Here is a 14,946-nt window from a genome sequence, read left to right as displayed (position 1 = left end):
CCCTCTTCCCCTGACTCTTCCCACGGCCGTCCCCCTGCTTTCTTGGTTCGTCTCTGTGTCGTGTACGTGCTGTGCCGCGTGTCAGCGGGCGGTCAGGCTCCAGGCCAGGGCCAGCGCCGTCGAAGGGGCGAGCGAGCCCACTCCCCAGCGGATGGCGCGGTACTTGGCGGACAGGATCGAGCTGACGTCCACGGCCTGGACGAGCAGCCATCCGGCGGGATCGCGTCCGGCGTCGGTGACGTCGGCGGCCAGCCCCGCGAGGTCGCGGGGGGCCAGCAGGTCGCCGAAGTACGTCACCCCGTCCCGGCCGCGGACCGTGCGGGTGCGCGGCATGAGCGCCCCGACCAGCGCGGTCACCGCGATCACCCAGAGCACGCTCGCGAGGATCAGCGTCACGTCGGCGAGCCCGCGCCAGTCGGGCGGTCCGTGCCGCCCGATCAGGAACGCGGGCAGCGCCAGCGTTCCTGAGAGCAGTACGGCCGCCTTCGCGTCGGCCCGGCCGAGGTCCTCCCTGACCGTGCTCAGCAGTCGTTCGGCGATGCGCTCCCCCCGGTCGGACCCGTGCGGACCCCCGTCCGGCACGGGCCCGACCGGGTCGCAGGAGGTGCGCGCCGGGCCGTCGCCGGTCACCGGTCCTCCTCCGCCCAGGACCATCCGTCGTCCCGGGAGCGTGCGCGGCGGCGTGGCGGTTCGGGTTCGGCGTCCTGGGGGTCGCCCGGGTAGGGCTCTCTCGCGCGTGACCCCCGGTCCGCCCGGGAGGGCGGCTCGTCCGCCACCCAGTCCGGGGTGAACGGCCCGTCGGCGGCCGGAGCCAGCTGCGGGGTCTCGCGGCGGGCGGGCAGCGAGCCGATGGGCCCCTGGAGGGGGTGGCGGCCCTGGTTGAGGAGGTTCAGGGCCTGTGTCTCCATGTCGTTGGACTGGATCTGGCCGCTGGCGACCATGGCGAAGAGCCGGTCGACGCGTTCCTTCTCGTCCTGCCGCCCTTCCTGGCGGATCTTCTCCAGGAAGTCCTTGGCCGCCTCGGGCTCGGCCGCCAGCATGTAGCTGAGCTGTTCCAGCTCGCCGCCCTGCAGCATCTTGCGGAACGCGGCCTGATGCACCCGGGTCACCTCGGCCGAGGCGTGCGCGTCCCGGATGCCGTCCATGTGCTCGATCGTCCGGTCGTCCACCCGCAGGCGGACGTACAGCCGCACCCGCAGGCCGAGTTCGGTGCCCAGCTCGGCCCAGCGCCCGCCGGCACACTCCAGGGTGATGGCGCGGTCGGCCTGTTCGGCCTGGGTCACCCGGTAGGCCGAGGACACCTCGCGCAGTCGCTCCAGCACCGGGGCGGTGAGCCGCTGGGCGACGTCGGTGACGACCTCGGTGGCGGCCAGATGGGGGTCGGTCACCGTCCAGTGGATGTCCACCTCGGCCTTGAAGAAGGTGGTGCCGCCGGCGGCCGGCAGCTCCATCTGAAGCGTCGTCACGTAGGTGCCGAGCGCGATCTCGCAGACGGTGTACGGCCGGGCCAGCGCCCGCTTGTCGACGTGCTGGACGCCGGAGACGGTGACCACGCTGTAGCCGCCGTTGCGGTAGAACAGCACCGAGGCCTTCTGGGCGCTCACCTGTGGGAACCCGCCCGTCGGCGCGTACTCCCGCAGGAAGGGACCCGCGGGCCCCGCGGCCGCCTTCCGCGCCCTCAGCCGCTCCCTCGCCTTCGCCCTCGCGTCCTGGTCCTCAGCCATGGCTGTCCTCCTCGCCCGTCCTCTCCCGCGGCGGGACGGCGAGCCACCACAGGGAGCGCGCAGAAGCGTCGGGGAGCGGATTCTCCGGATCGTTCATCATTCGGCGCAGGAGCCAGTCCAGCCGCCGTCGGTCGTTCTCCTCGGTCGCCAGCGCGGGCAGCAGCGCCGCCAGCCCCGGCCGGGTTCCTTCAGCGCCGTCCTTGCGCACCGCCGAACGCAGCAGGGACTCCAGCGCGTCAAGGGCCACGTCCTTCGACCGCGCCGTGTTCAGCGCGCTCCACATCAAGTCGGCCATGGGGAGCACGAGTTCGGGGCGGGTGACAGCGAGGGCGAGCGGCAGCGGCCAGTCGGCGCGGTCGGCCAGCGGGGAGTCGGGCTCGTCGGACAGCACCTCGTCCACCGAGGTCAGGGCGAGCCGGACGGTGGTCACCAGACCGAGGTCCTGGTACGCCTCGCGCTTGTGGTGGGTCCAGTCGGCCATCCGCCGCAGCACCTTGGCACCGTCCGGGAGGGCCAACAGCCGTACGGCGTTGAACGAGGCGACAGCCAACTGCTCCCCGTCGTCGCGGACCCCGATCCGGGCCAGGGCGTCCAGGGCGTCTTCCGTCGTGTCCGCGGCGTTCCCGTAGCCCAGCGCCATCGCCGCGGTCCAGCGCAGCGACTTCGTCCCGTACCTGCTCCAGTCGTCGACCAGCTTGCGCACCGCCTTGCGGTGCGACGCGTGACCGGCCGCCTGGTCCAGCGTGGTGGCCGCGAAGATCCTCCGGCGGGGCGTGGCCGCCTCGGCGAGCGGCCGGATCAGCTCCGCGTATCCGTGGTCGAAGTCCCGTGCGCACAGCTCTCCGGCGGCCACCGCGGCGCGCATCCACACCTGGGGGCGGGGATCGTCCGCGAGCAGCCGCAGCCAGCGCACGATCGGTGCCCGGACGGCGAAGTGCCGGTCCCAGATCTCGGTCAGCACCGCGGAGGGCAGGGCGGAACCCCGGTACCAGATCAGCCGGGCCGGAACCTCGGTCCCGGCCACCTCGAGCCGCCCGTCGGTCAGTTCGGCACGTGAGAGAGCGAGATCGGCTTCCGGGTCGTCGCAGAACAGCGGGCGGGCCGGGGTGTGGTCCGGATCGCACTGTACGGACAGTTCCCAGGTCAGCAGATGGGCGGCGGCGGCCACGGCGCTGTGCGAGGCGCCGCCCAGTACGGCGAGCGCGATACGGAACGCCACCGGGTGGAACAGGGCCGCCGTACCCGGCCGTGCCGCGCCGCCCTCCGGCTCGGCGGGCGGCGCCGTCAGCGCCCGGTCCACTCCGGCGAACCACTCCTGGGCCTGGTCGGCGGCGAGGCTCCGGCAACCGGCCAGCAGCTCGTCCCGGGAGACCTCCCCCAGCTGGTGTCCGGCCAGCAGCGAGGCGAGCAACTCGGCCTCGGCGGGCCGCAGATCCTCCAGCCCGACCGCGTCCTTGACGTCCTGGCGGACCGCCAGTTCCTCCGCCCCGGCGAGCAGCTCCTCCAGCCGGACACCGCCGTCGGGGGCGGCGGCGACATACTCCTCCAACCGCTCCCGTAACCGGGTGGTGAGCAGTTCCTGGGTGGGCGCGGGCGGACAGAGCCTGCCGTACCGCCCGGCCAGCAGCGGGTTGGCCGCCGACCCGACCGTGACGACGACCACCGCGTACGACTCGCACCGGGCCAGGGCCGCGGCGAGCCCGTCGAGATCCATCTCGTCCGGGGGCAGCACACCGGGCCCGGTGAGGGAGAGCTCCAGCAGGTACCCGGTGGCGCGCCGCGCCTCCTCTCCCTCGCCGGCCAGGGAGCCCGCCAACTTCCTTACCCCACCGTCCGGACCGACCCGGCGCACCCGGGATCCGGTCCCGGGCTCCGTCCCGGTGGCGTCCGCCGCGGGGCCGGTGAGCTCGTCGAGGAGCGAGAGTGCGGTGCTGGTGCGTCCGGTGCCGGGGGCGGCGCCGAGCACCAGCAGCCGACGGGTGTGGAGGGCCTTGCGCAGTTGTACGTATCCCTGCGGTTCCACATGGACGCGGCGGAGCCTGCGCAGTTCCTCGTCGGGTACGGGTCCGCTGCGCATCCCCGCACCGGAGTGGCGGGCGTCCATCCGCAGGTGGATGTCGCCGATGTGGGCGCTGTGGAAGTACGAGCGGTCGAAGCTGTTCAGGTCCCGGCCGGTGTCGAACAGCATCCGGGTGGCGCGGCGGGCGCGCGAGGCGGCGGCGAGGTCGGTGGTCCCGTCCTCGCCCTGCTCCTCGGCGAGCGGGTCGCGGGTGTGCTCCTTGAACCGCCCCGCGGCGCGCTCGCGTTCCTCCTCCTGCTTCTTCTTCTGGTCCTTCTTGTCGTCGCCCTCTTCCGGGGCGTCGTTCCCGGCGGCCCCCTCGTCGCCGTCGGCCTTGCCCTCGTCCGCACGGGGCGGCGGGTCGTTCCTGGCCTTCCCGTCGACCTCGGGCGAACGGGCGTCGGCCCCCTTCTGGGGTACGGGCTCGGCGGCGCCGCCCGCCTGCTGATCGTCGGTCACCGCGATCAGCCCTTCCGTCGGCCGGCGTCGCCGGTGATCCGCCCGATGTGCACGGGCTGCTGGTAGACGTTGTCGCTGTGCTGCGACATGTCGCCGTGGACGGTGTACCGGGCGCCGGGGCCGTCGGCACGGTCCTCGTCGTCGACGCCACGGGTTTCGTCGACGTCACGGGCGTCACTGCCACCACGGGTGTCGTCGACGTCATCGGCACGGTCGGCGTCAGGTGCTGCCGGTGCGGCGGCGGGGATCTCGGGAGCGGGTCGGCCGGGAAGGTGGAACCAGGCGGTGACCTCGCCCTCCTTGAGGTCCAGGCGGGCGGCGGAGTAGTGGGCGGGCTCGATGAACTTGCCGCCGCTGCTGACCACGTCCTCGTAGAGCGACTGGGAGGTCACCAGCACCAGATCGGCCCGCTCGGCCTCCAGCAGCCGCCTTGCGAGGGGCGAGTCGGCCAGCCGGCAGGCGAGGTCGACCGCGCGCCCGCTGATGCCCCGGCCGTCGTGCCGGACAGGCCCGACGTGCATGCCCACCCGAAGCCCGAGGGGAACGCGCAGGCCGCGGTTCTCGTCCCGCAGGTTCTCGTGCACCTCGACCATCCACAGGCCCAGCAGCCGGGTCACCGCGATCCGGCCGGTGACCGACAGCAGCACACCGTCGCCGCGGTCCTCCATGTGTACGGCGTCCCGCGCCACCTTGGCGTGGGTGAAAGCCGCTTCCAGCACCCGGTAGATCCGCTCGCGCATGCGCTGCTTGTCGACGTCGTCGTACTCCCCGGAACGCCGGGCGTCGACGCTGATCACCAACTCGTAGCGTGCTTCGGTGAGATCCATCGCGTCGTGGTCCACCCCGTGCCCCCTTGTTCTCTCCGCTTGCCGTCCCCCTCAGCGTCGGGCCCGGGACGTAGGCCGTCTGTAGCCGTTTACACACGACGAGGCGTGAGTTACGACAAGGCGTGGGTCTACTCCTGATGACCGTCCGCGAGGAGGGTGAGCAGCTCGGGGTCGAGGATCTCCACTATCCGGTTGCCGGTGCGCACGACATGTTGGGTGCGCAGCAGCTTCAGTGCCTTGGCGACGGCTTCCCGGGTGGCTCCGATGGTGGCGGCCAGTTCGTCCTGGGCCAGCTGGACGACGGTGCCCGTGCGCGTGGCGCCCGGTACGGCCGGGTTGTAGGGGCCGGAGGGCTCGGCTCTCGACAGTTCGGTGAGCCGGCTGGCCAGCCGTTGCAGCACGGTGAGCGAGGCGAGCGCGGACCGCTCCTGGTCGGCGCTGCGCAGCCGGAAGGTGAGCTGGCGTATCACCAGACCGCTGACGCGGGGGTGCAGGGCGAGGAAACGGCGGAACGCGTCCCCGGATATGACCTGGGTCTCGGTAGGACCCAGCGCGCGCACGGTGGCGCTGCGGGGATGCGGGTCCAGGGCGGCCATCTCGCCGAGCAGTTCACCGGGACCGCGCAGCCCGAGTATCAGCCGGGTGGCACCCCGGTCCGTCGCCACGGAGACGGTCACCCAGCCCTGAATGATGATCAGGACGTGACTGGACCGGTCACCTTCCGTCAGAAGATGGGCATCGGCCGCGTAATGCTTCCGGCTGCCGAGAGCCATCACGCTCTCGCGCTCCTGAGCGGTCAGGGCGCGCGCGAAAGCCAGCTCATTGCCGAGCAGCCCCATGGCCACGCCCCCCGCCGCAATCATGCCGCCTGACTTTTCAGAGGCGTTGATGGTGGCAGAGCGAAGCATTGAGGCGAGTGAATTACGCCAGATCGGCAGTACTGGTCGGTAAGTGCCGAAGTGCCAGGTGGGTCGCCCGGGGGGTGTCGTCCCCTCGTGACGCTCCCACCACTGGTGACCGCGGCCGAACCGTCCGCCCCGGCTTCCGCCCCACCGACGACCTTGAGGTCAGGACCGGCGCTCCCACGGCCGGTCCCGTCGATGTGGGGAACCGGCCGGGGCGGCGGACTTGGCGAAAAATCAGGTTTCCGCCGCCAAAGGGGTGCTGGCGCGGTGGTGACGGGGTGAGGGGACGGCGTCGGCCTCTTCGCGCGTCACACGGGTCGGCCGGATGCTCAGCCGGCGGTCGCGCAACTGGCCGTGTTGAGGGTGAAGTCGCGCGCGGCCGAGTTGGAGCCGGTCCAGGAACCGATGAAGCCGAAGGTGACGGTGCCGTTCGCGGCGACGGTCTTGTTGTAGTCGGCGGCGGTGGCCGTGACATGGGAGCCGTCCTGGATGAAGGTGCCGTCCCACATCTGGCCCACGCGCTGGCCGTCCTTGAAGGTCCAGCCGAGGCTCCATGTGGCGAGGGCCTTGGTGGAGGTGACGGTGACGGAGGCCTGGAAGCCGTCCGGCCACTCGCTGACGATCTCGTACTTCACCCGGCAGTCCGGCGGGGCGCTCTTCGTGGAGCCCTTCGCCCCGCCCTGCTTCTTGGCGGGCGACGAGGACTCACCCTGGGCCTCCTGATCGGAGTTGCCCGCCGGACGCGAGGTCGAGTCCGCCACCGCGGGCGAGCCCGTCGTCCCCGTCCCAGTCTCCGACCCCGCCCCTGACCCCGCATCCGATCCCGAGCCCGAGGGGAAGGAGGGACCCGGGTCCGCCACGGACTGCCCGTCCGTCGACTCGCTCTGCGCGGCGCTCGCGTCTGCGCCCTTCGAGCCGCCGAAGGGCATCAGCGAGACCGTGAGCGCCAGTGCGGACACGAGGACGGCCGTGACGAGGATCCCGGTCCGGCCGATCCGGGGCCGGACCGGCTTGCCCTCGTTCAGCCCCGTGTCGACCGCCGCGTCCGTGCGTCCGCCGATCATGCCGGCCTCGGCGGCCCGGCGCCGCCGTTCGAGATACGCGAGGCCGCCCCAGCCGATCACACCGCTGGAGAGCGCCGCGGGCAGCCCGCCGCCGTGCAGCCGCAGACAGGCGGCGGCCTCCGCGCACTCGACGCAGCGCGCCAGGTGCCGGGAGAGGTCCTCGGGCGTCTCGGCGGTGGGTGAGCGGGTGACCGCGTCGAGGAGCCGTGCGTAACTGCGGCAGTAGGCGTCCATCGGCGTGTCGATGTGGTTGCGGTGGCAGCGGTCCCGGAACAGCGCCCGCACCTGGGCGAGTTCGGAGGACGCGGCCGCCGGATCGAGACCGAGCCGCCGGGCCACCGCGGACAGCGGCAGCGACTCGACCTCGGCCAGCCACAGCAGAACGGCGTCCGGCTCCTGCATGTCCCTGAGGCCGCGCAGCGCGAGCGGGCGGTGCAGCGGCGGTCCGACGTAGCGGGCGGCCTTGTCGGAGTGGAGCCACAGGCGCAGGTCGGGGTCGAGCCGATGGCCGAGCCCGTTCGTCTCCCAGGCGGCGGCCACGGTACGGACCGAGGCCAGCAGCAGCGGAATGCGGGGCAGCCTGAGCACCCTGCGCCCGGTACCGGTACTCTTCGATGCCGCGGTGGCGGCGCGCAGTTCGTCGATGCCGTGTGTGAACGCCTCGGTCGCCAGCTGCGTCGCCGCGGCCGAACCGGACGTGCACAGATCGGCGTAGGACAGGACCGCGTCCCAGCACTCCGAGAGCAGCGCGGCCTCGGTGGCGTTCTGGGGGGTCGGCAGGTCGGGCATGGGGGGCTCCTGCATCAACTGCTTCCAGGTGCAACGTCTACAAACGTCTGAACAACGTGACCGTCAACTCACGCTCCGTACAAGGGAGTTGATGCCGTCTCAACGACGGGGCCCGAGCCTTTCACGCTTTCCACACAACTGACAAGCGAGGTATTCAATTAGCGTGGCAAGCGGTTGCGGCACCGTTCGTGCGGGCGCGCGCAACCTCCCTCCCGCCCTGTGGAAGGTGATACGGAAGGGAGGCCGATACGTCTCGATCGCGGTCGACTTCTAAGAGGTTCTACGGAACCTTCGGTCCGGCCGCTTCCGCCACCGCGGGTTCCCGCGCCGGGAGGCTGTCCATGAAGGAGCTCACCGAGAAGACCGCGTGGCCGGGTCCGGGCGGCCCGTATCCGGGCGGGGAGGACAGCCCGAAGTCCTCCATGGTCGAACGGTAGGCCTCCAGCAGCCGGATGTGGTACTCCAGCGGCGCGCCCTGGGGGTTGGCCTTGCCGAGCGGGGTCGTGGGCTCCGGGCACCAGGTGGTGAAGCGGGGCGTGATGCCGTGCGACATGAAGAAGCGCAGCCCCTCGGTGGTGGAGGCGATGGCCTCGTCGACGGTCGTGAAGCCGAACGGCTCCGCCATCTCCACGCCCGCCACGAAGTTGGGGATCACGTTGCGCGCGCCGAAGACCTCCGCGGAGTCGAGGATGCGCTTGTGCCACTCGTCGCGGCCGACGTAACGCTCCTTGCCCGGGCAGTACAGCTCGAAGAGCCGCCGGTCCCACACCTCGTAGTTGGGGTGGTAGATCTGCACCCCGTAGTCCTTGAACCGCTGTACGTCGTCGCGCGGCAGCGCCTGCGCGACGACCTTGCCGATCCAACGCCCCGGGAAGCGCTCCTCAATGGCCTTGGCGTAGTGCCCGTAGAAGTCGGCCTCGTCGCGTCCCTGCAGTTTCGAGGTGATCGCGCCGCCGGTGAGGGTGTACGCGGTGGAGGCCTTCGCCGTGTCGTACCGGTCGATGATCTCCAGGGCTTCGAGGACCTCCTCGACGTCCTTCACCCCGGTGTACGGGCGCCCCGCCGCCTTGTGCTGGCGCCAGTTGTGGTTGATGTCGCAGTACTGGCACTCCTCCTTGGCGCCGAAGTACTGGCAGACGCGGAAGACGGTGAGGTAGATCAGGTAGCCCCACTGGATGGTCGGGGCGACCTCCATCACGGACTTCCCGTTGGAGAGCGTGTGCCGGTAGTACTCGGGCATGGGCGGCACACCGACGTCGGCGATCCGCTTCCCGTCGAGGTAGAGCCCGAGCATGCCTTCGTCGTCCGCGGCGACGCGATAGGGCGAGGCGGGGTTGACCCGCACGGACACCACGGTCCGCCGCAGGTCGTACGGCCCACCTGTGAGGATGATCTCCTCGGGCGGGCGTCGCAGCGCGGCCTCGCCGAGCTCGGGCAGGGTGCCGTGGTCGAAGGAGAAGATGAAGTACGACTTCGGCTTGACGTCACCGTCCTCGTTGTCGGAGAGCGCCGACTCGTCGAAGGCCATACCTCCGCGGAGCAGGTCCTCCTTGAAGACGGCCTCCCGCGGTACGTGCGGGAACCGCTCCATCAGATCCTCGACCAACGCGGTGCGGCTGCCGACCATCCCGTTCTCCTCGCTCCCGACCCGTTCCCGACTCGTTCAAGTCTCCGTGCTCGACTCCTCACGGTATGCCCCTGCCTGTGCGTCAGCCGTGCCGGGTCCCCTCGCGGCGTGCGATGTGCACGGGAGGAGCCACGTCCGGCGGCAGCGCCGGGTCGGGCTCGGGCGCGCCCCAGGTGGTCGTGAGCGGCAGGGTCCCGGCCCAGAGTCCGAGGGCGGCGTCGGGTCCGTCGCCGTCGTCGGGGGCGCCCGTACGGATCTTCACCGAGGCCTCGTCGAGGGAGAGCGCGAGCAGGGTCGTCGCGGCGAGTTCCTTGCGGGTGGGCCGACGGGCGTAGTCCCACTGGCCGGGTGTGGCGTGCTCGGTGAGGCACCGCAGCCCGGCGGCCTTCTCTTCTGGATCGGTGACCTTGCGCGGTGCGCCGTGGATCATCGCGCTCCGGTAGTTCACGCCGTGCTCGAAGACGGACCGTGCGAGCACGAGGCCGTCGACGTGCGTGACGGTGACACAGACCGGCGCCCCGGCCGCCAGACTCCGGCTGGCCACCGATCCGTGTACGTACAACGTCCACTCGTCCCGCCCGTACACGGTCGGCACAACGAGCGGCCGCCCCTCGACAACCACCCCGAGATGACAGACGAACCCGGCGTCGAGAACGGCGTCCAGATCGGCCCGCTCAAGACGGCCTTGCTCGCGCAGGCGGCGGTGACGGGTGAGATCGGTCTCCGAGAGGAGAGAGGGGAGGGAAGCCCGAGATTCATGCACCATGACACGCCAGACTACTGATGCAGCACACCCGGGACAGCATCTCAACGAATTCAGTCTCACACATAGCCCACAACAACGAAATCCGCACCCATCCACACCCACGTCCCTGCCCCCCTTCCCCACCCTCCCTCACCGAGCCCCGACCCGGGGCCGGGGCGCAGCCCCGAGCGGGGGCCGAGGGCGCAGCCCCGGACGGGAGGCCGGGGGCGCAACCCCGGACGGGAGGCCGGGGGCGCAACCCCGGACGGCGGCCGGGGGCGCAACCCCGGACGGCGGCCGGGAGCACAGACCCGGACGGGAGGCCGAAGGCATAACCCCTGGCGGGAGGCCAGGGGCGCAGCCCCGGACAGGGGCCCAGGGGCGGAGCCCCGAGCGGAGGGCCGGGAGGCGCTACCCCGGGTGGGGAGGAGCCAGGGGCACAACCCCGGGCGGGAGGCAGGGAGGCGCAGCCCCGAGCGGGGAGGGGCCAGGGGCACATCCCCTAGCGGGGGACTGGGGGCGGAGCCCCCGACGGGAGGGCCAGGGGCGCAACCCCTGACGGGGGCCGGAGACACAACCCCAGACGGGGGGCCGGAGACACAACCCCAGACGGGAAGCCAGGGGCACAACCCCGGACAGGGGCCCAGGGGCGGAGCCCCGAGCGGAGGGCCGGGAGGCGCAGCCCCAGGCGGGGAGGGGCCAGGGGCACAACCCCGGGCGGGGGGCCAGAGGCACAACCCCGGGCGGGAGGCAGGGAGGCGCAGCCCCGGGTGGGGGGCCGGGGGCGCAGCCCCGGGGGATGGGGTGGGTAGGGGCGGCGGGGGCGAGGAAAGCCGGCCGCCGCGTCACGCCCCCCGTTCCAACACCCCCACGTCCACCCCGAACTCCACCCCCTCCCCCGCAGCGACCCGCTCCGCCTCCGAAAGGACCGTGAGGCCCAGGCGGGTGAGTTCGTTGCCCTGGGAGCCGGCGAGGTGGGGGGTGATGAAGGCGTTGGAAAGGTCGTAGAGCGGGGAGTCGGCCGGCAGCGGCTCGGGCTCGGTGACGTCGAGGATCGCGCTCAACCGCTCGGCCCGCAGCTCCTCGATCAGCGCGTCGTGGTCGAGGAGCGAACCCCGCGCGGTGTTGATGAGGACCGACCCGGCCGGCATCAGCCCCAGCTCGCGGCGGCCGATCAGGTGCCGCGTCTCGGGGATCTGGGGCGCGTGGACGGTGACGATGTCGCTGGTGGCGAGCAGGTCGTCGAGCGGGAGGAGCAAAACCCCCAGCTCGGCCGCCCCGGCCTCGTCGACGTACGGGTCGGTGAGGCTCACCCTGAGATCGAAGGGGCGCAGCAGTTCGATCACGCGGCGGCCGATGCGGGACGCCCCGATGACGCCCACACGGCGGCCGTAGTTGCCGATGCCGGGAACGAGGGCCCAGCCGGACGGTGAGCGCCGCGCGCGTAGACGGTCGCGGTGGGCGAAGAGGTCCTTGCCGGCGAGGAGGATCATGGCGAGGGTGTATTCGGCGACGGGCACCGCGTTGGCAACGGCGGCCGACGACACCAGCAGGCCGCGGTCCCAGACCGCCGGCGTGGTGAAACCCTTCACCGAGCCCGCGGAATGCAGCACGGCACGCAGTTTCGGCGCCGCGTCCAGCGCGGCCGCGTCCAGCCGCGGGCAGCCCCAGCCGGTGATCAGGATCTCGGTCCCGGCGAGCGCCTCGCGGACACGACCTTCCGCGAAGTCCTCGGCCACCAGCGCGGGATCGATGTCCACGACCTCGCACAGTCGGGCCATGATCTCGGGCGGGAAGATCTGCGGCACGTTCTCGGCGGACATGGCGAACATCGCCACGGGACGCTCGGGCAAGGAGTCAACCCTCCGGCTCGGTGACTACGGACGCGATATCAGCAAGCGCTCTCTACGGTAATCGCGGCCCCCCTCACGCGACAGACGCCGTGCGGGGGACCGGCACGATGAGCCTGGCCGGGGCCGGGACACCGGGCCGACGAACCCCCGAGGTAGTTTCCAGCAGTGGCCACCGCACGGCCGCGCACGGCGACTTCCCGGGGAGGGACGACAGGGATGACAGAAACCCTGACCAACTGGGCCGGCAACATCACGTACACCGCCAAGGAACTGCACCGCCCGCGCACGCACGACGCCCTCGCGGCGCTCGTCGCGGAGAGCGCACGCATCCGTGTCCTCGGCAGCGGGCACTCGTTCAACGAGATCGCCGAGCCCGGCGACGACGGCGTACTGGTCTCGCTCACCGCGCTGCCCCCGACCGTGGACGTCGACTCGACCGCCCGTACGGTTCGGGTCGCGGGCGGCGTCCGGTACGCCGAACTGGCCCGCCAGGTGCACGGACACGGGTTCGCCCTGCACAACATGGCCTCCCTCCCGCACATCTCCGTGGCGGGCTCGGTGGCGACCGGCACCCACGGCTCGGGCGTCACGAACGGCTCCCTCGCCTCAGCCGTGCGCGAGGTCGAGATCGTCACGGCGGACGGCTCGACCGTCACCGTCGGCCGCGACGACACCCGCTTCGACGGCGCCGTGACCTCCCTCGGCGCACTCGGTGTCGTCACCGCCCTCACCCTCGACCTGGAACCTGACTTCGAGGTGAGCCAGCACGTCTTCACCGAACTCCCCCTAGCGGGGCTCGACTTCGAGACGGTGGCGGCGACGGCGTACAGCGTGAGTCTCTTCACCGACTGGGGGCGTCCGGGCTTCCGGCAGGTGTGGCTCAAGCGCCACACCGACCGGCCGCTGCCCGACTTCCCCTGGGCCGCGCCCGCCACCGAGGCGATGCACCCCGTGCCGGGCATGCCCGCCGAGAACTGCACCCAGCAGTTCGGAGTGCCCGGACCGTGGCACGAGCGGCTGCCGCACTTCCGGGCGGAGTTCACCCCGAGCAGCGGGGCCGAGCTTCAGTCGGAGTACCTGCTGCCGCGCCCGCACGCGCTCGCGGCGCTGCACGCCCTCGACGCGATCCGCGAGCACATCGCGCCGCTGCTCCAGATCTGCGAGGTACGCACGGTGGCCGCCGACCGGCAGTGGCTGAGCCCCGCCTACGGTCGGGACACCGTGGCCCTGCACTTCACCTGGGTCGAGGACACGGCGGCCGTCCTGCCGGTGGTGCGCCGGGTCGAGGAGGCACTGGAGCCGTTCGACCCCCGGCCGCACTGGGGCAAGGTGTTCACCACGCCCGGGGAGGTGCTGCGCGGGCGCTACCCGCGACTGGACGACTTCAGGACCCTGGCCGAAACCATGGACCCGGCGGGCAAGTTCACCAACACCTTCGTGCGGGACTTTCTTCACCCCCTTTCCTAACCCCTTGTCGAACATCCTCGCCAGGCCATAGCCTGACGCCGCGCCGGGACCGCCGAGCCCCGCTGTGCAGTACGGAGGACCGAGCTGTGCGGTACGGAGGACCGAGGTGGCAAAGCAGGCGAAGCGGACATCGCGCGACATCCGCACCGCGAACCGCTACGAGGTACTGCGTCAGATCATCGCCGCGTCCCCCACCTCACGACAGGAGTTGACGGCGGCCACCGGGCTGAGCCTGGCCACGGTCGCCACGCTCGTCGGTGAACTGCTCGACCTCGGGATGCTGACCGAGGTCGGGTTCGAGGACTCCGCGGGGGGCCGCCCCCGGGGACTCATGGCCGTCAACGCGTCGGGGGGCGCGTTGATCGGTGTCGACATCGCGGAGACGTACGTCCGCGTGGAGCTGTTCGACCTCGCGCTGAACGTGCTCGCCCGCGCCGCCGAGGACATGCGCCCCGGCGAGAGCCGCCCGGAGCAGGTCGTCGGGCATGTCGCCGCGGCCGTCGGCTCGGTGGTCGCACAGGCCGGGATCGAGGGCGCGCGCGTCCTGGGCGTCGGGGTCAGCGTGCCGGGCCAGGTGGACCGCGACACCGGCATCTCCGAGTACGCGCCGAACTGGGACTGGCACGACGTGCCGCTGCTCGACCTGCTCGCCGAGCACATCGCCTACCCCCTGTACCTCGACAACCCGCTGCGCGCCTGCGCGGTCGCCGAGCTGTGGTTCGGCGCGGCCCGCGGTCGCGGGGACGCCGTCGTCGTCAACCTGGGCACGGGGGTCGGCGCCGGGCTCGCGCTCGGCGGCGGGCTGCACCGCGGGGTGAGCAACAGCGCGGGCGAGTGGGGCCATACGACGCTGGTGCTGGACGGGCGGCCGTGCCACTGCGGCAACCACGGCTGCGTGGAGACGTACGTCGGGGCGCCCGGAATCATGCGGAACCTGCGGGAGTCGAGCCCGGACAGTCCGCTACTGCATGCCGACGACCAGACCGCCACCATCGACGCCCTGTCCCGCGGGGTCGGCGCCGGCGACCCGGTGGCGCTCCAGGTCGTCCGGGACACCGCCCGCTATCTCGGCGCGAGCATCGCGGACCTGATCAACCTCCTCAACCCCGAAGTCGTCGTGCTCAGCAGCTGGGTGGCCGCCACACTCGGCGAGCCGCTGCTGCGCGAGGTGCGCGAGGCCGTCGCCCGGCACGCGCTGCGGCGGCCGCTGGCCGCCACCGAGATCGTCCTCTCCCCCATCCCCACCGACCCGGTCTGCCTGGGCGCCGCGACCTTCGCCCTGGAGGGCGCCCTGAACTCGGTGGGCCAGAAGCCCGCCGGCGGCAGGACCGTCCCGCGCCGCGCCGCCCTCTAGACCCCGGGCCGTCGGTCGGCGATCCACCAACTCACCCTGCCCACACCCACGTTCGACCCACCGAACCATGAAC

Annotated in this window: 11 protein-coding genes; 2 read left to right on the top strand and 9 right to left on the bottom strand. The window is 72.0% G+C overall.

Features of this window, described 5'->3' with window-relative positions:
* Positions 1-81: 81 nt before the first annotated feature.
* From ACIQTP_RS14110 to ACIQTP_RS14070, 9 genes are all read right to left on the bottom strand, one after another.
* Positions 82-630 (bottom strand): Pycsar system effector family protein, encoded by a 549-nt coding sequence (locus tag ACIQTP_RS14110; protein WP_402038117.1) that lies wholly within the window; start codon positions 628-630, stop codon positions 82-84.
* Positions 627-1,724, bottom strand: coding sequence for a hypothetical protein (locus tag ACIQTP_RS14105; RefSeq protein ID WP_403399601.1), 1,098 nt, complete (start codon positions 1,722-1,724; stop codon positions 627-629). Before ACIQTP_RS14105 ends, ACIQTP_RS14110 begins: the two co-directional genes overlap by 4 nt.
* Positions 1,717-4,242 (bottom strand): hypothetical protein, encoded by a 2,526-nt coding sequence (locus tag ACIQTP_RS14100; protein WP_403399598.1) that lies wholly within the window; start codon positions 4,240-4,242, stop codon positions 1,717-1,719. Before ACIQTP_RS14100 ends, ACIQTP_RS14105 begins: the two co-directional genes overlap by 8 nt.
* A 5-nt stretch (positions 4,243-4,247) precedes the next feature.
* The gene (locus ACIQTP_RS14095; protein ID WP_403399596.1) at positions 4,248-5,084 is read right to left on the bottom strand and encodes a hypothetical protein; all 837 of its coding nucleotides are present in this window, start codon (positions 5,082-5,084) and stop codon (positions 4,248-4,250) included.
* Between the two features lie 113 nt (positions 5,085-5,197).
* A complete protein-coding gene (locus tag ACIQTP_RS14090; RefSeq protein ID WP_403399840.1) occupies positions 5,198-5,908 on the bottom strand; it encodes a Crp/Fnr family transcriptional regulator in 711 nt (236 codons plus the stop codon).
* 395 nt (positions 5,909-6,303) lie between these two features.
* Positions 6,304-7,827 carry a cellulose binding domain-containing protein gene (locus tag ACIQTP_RS14085; protein WP_403399595.1) on the bottom strand — a complete coding sequence of 508 codons (1,524 nt, stop codon included), beginning with the start codon at positions 7,825-7,827 and terminating at the stop codon, positions 6,304-6,306.
* A gap of 280 nt (positions 7,828-8,107) precedes the next feature.
* Positions 8,108-9,454 carry a radical SAM protein gene (locus ACIQTP_RS14080; RefSeq protein ID WP_403399593.1) on the bottom strand — a complete coding sequence of 449 codons (1,347 nt, stop codon included), beginning with the start codon at positions 9,452-9,454 and terminating at the stop codon, positions 8,108-8,110.
* Between the two features lie 82 nt (positions 9,455-9,536).
* Entirely contained in the window at positions 9,537-10,220 is a 684-nt protein-coding gene (locus tag ACIQTP_RS14075) for a pyridoxamine 5'-phosphate oxidase family protein (RefSeq protein ID WP_403399591.1), read from the bottom strand.
* 824 nt (positions 10,221-11,044) lie between these two features.
* On the bottom strand, positions 11,045-12,052 hold the full coding sequence (locus ACIQTP_RS14070; protein WP_403399589.1) for a hydroxyacid dehydrogenase: 1,008 nt from the start codon (positions 12,050-12,052) through the stop codon (positions 11,045-11,047).
* A gap of 216 nt (positions 12,053-12,268) precedes the next feature.
* Between ACIQTP_RS14070 and ACIQTP_RS14065 the strand changes: the two genes are divergently transcribed.
* The gene (locus tag ACIQTP_RS14065; RefSeq protein WP_403399587.1) at positions 12,269-13,519 is read left to right on the top strand and encodes an FAD-binding protein; all 1,251 of its coding nucleotides are present in this window, start codon (positions 12,269-12,271) and stop codon (positions 13,517-13,519) included.
* 106 nt (positions 13,520-13,625) lie between these two features.
* Complete coding sequence (locus tag ACIQTP_RS14060; protein WP_403399585.1) at positions 13,626-14,873, top strand: ROK family protein; 1,248 nt, start codon at positions 13,626-13,628, stop codon at positions 14,871-14,873.
* The last annotated feature ends 73 nt before the right edge of the window (positions 14,874-14,946 follow it).

It is taken from the genome of Streptomyces sp. NPDC090798 (assembly GCF_044768965.1).
Lineage (GTDB): Bacteria > Actinomycetota > Actinomycetes > Streptomycetales > Streptomycetaceae > Streptomyces.
The sequence above is the reverse complement of the archived record's forward strand: the minus strand, read 5'-3'. Positions and strand labels throughout refer to the sequence as shown.

Coding starts and splice junctions, on each gene's coding strand:
- ACIQTP_RS14090 (WP_403399840.1), bottom strand. CDS start 5,908: ATGGGGCTGCTCGGCAATGAGCTGGCTTTCGCGCGCGCCCTGACCGCT.
- ACIQTP_RS14065 (WP_403399587.1), top strand. CDS start 12,269: ATGACAGAAACCCTGACCAACTGGGCCGGCAACATCACGTACACCGCC.
- ACIQTP_RS14105 (WP_403399601.1), bottom strand. CDS start 1,724: ATGGCTGAGGACCAGGACGCGAGGGCGAAGGCGAGGGAGCGGCTGAGG.
- ACIQTP_RS14085 (WP_403399595.1), bottom strand. CDS start 7,827: ATGCCCGACCTGCCGACCCCCCAGAACGCCACCGAGGCCGCGCTGCTC.
- ACIQTP_RS14075 (WP_403399591.1), bottom strand. CDS start 10,220: ATGGTGCATGAATCTCGGGCTTCCCTCCCCTCTCTCCTCTCGGAGACC.
- ACIQTP_RS14080 (WP_403399593.1), bottom strand. CDS start 9,454: ATGGTCGGCAGCCGCACCGCGTTGGTCGAGGATCTGATGGAGCGGTTC.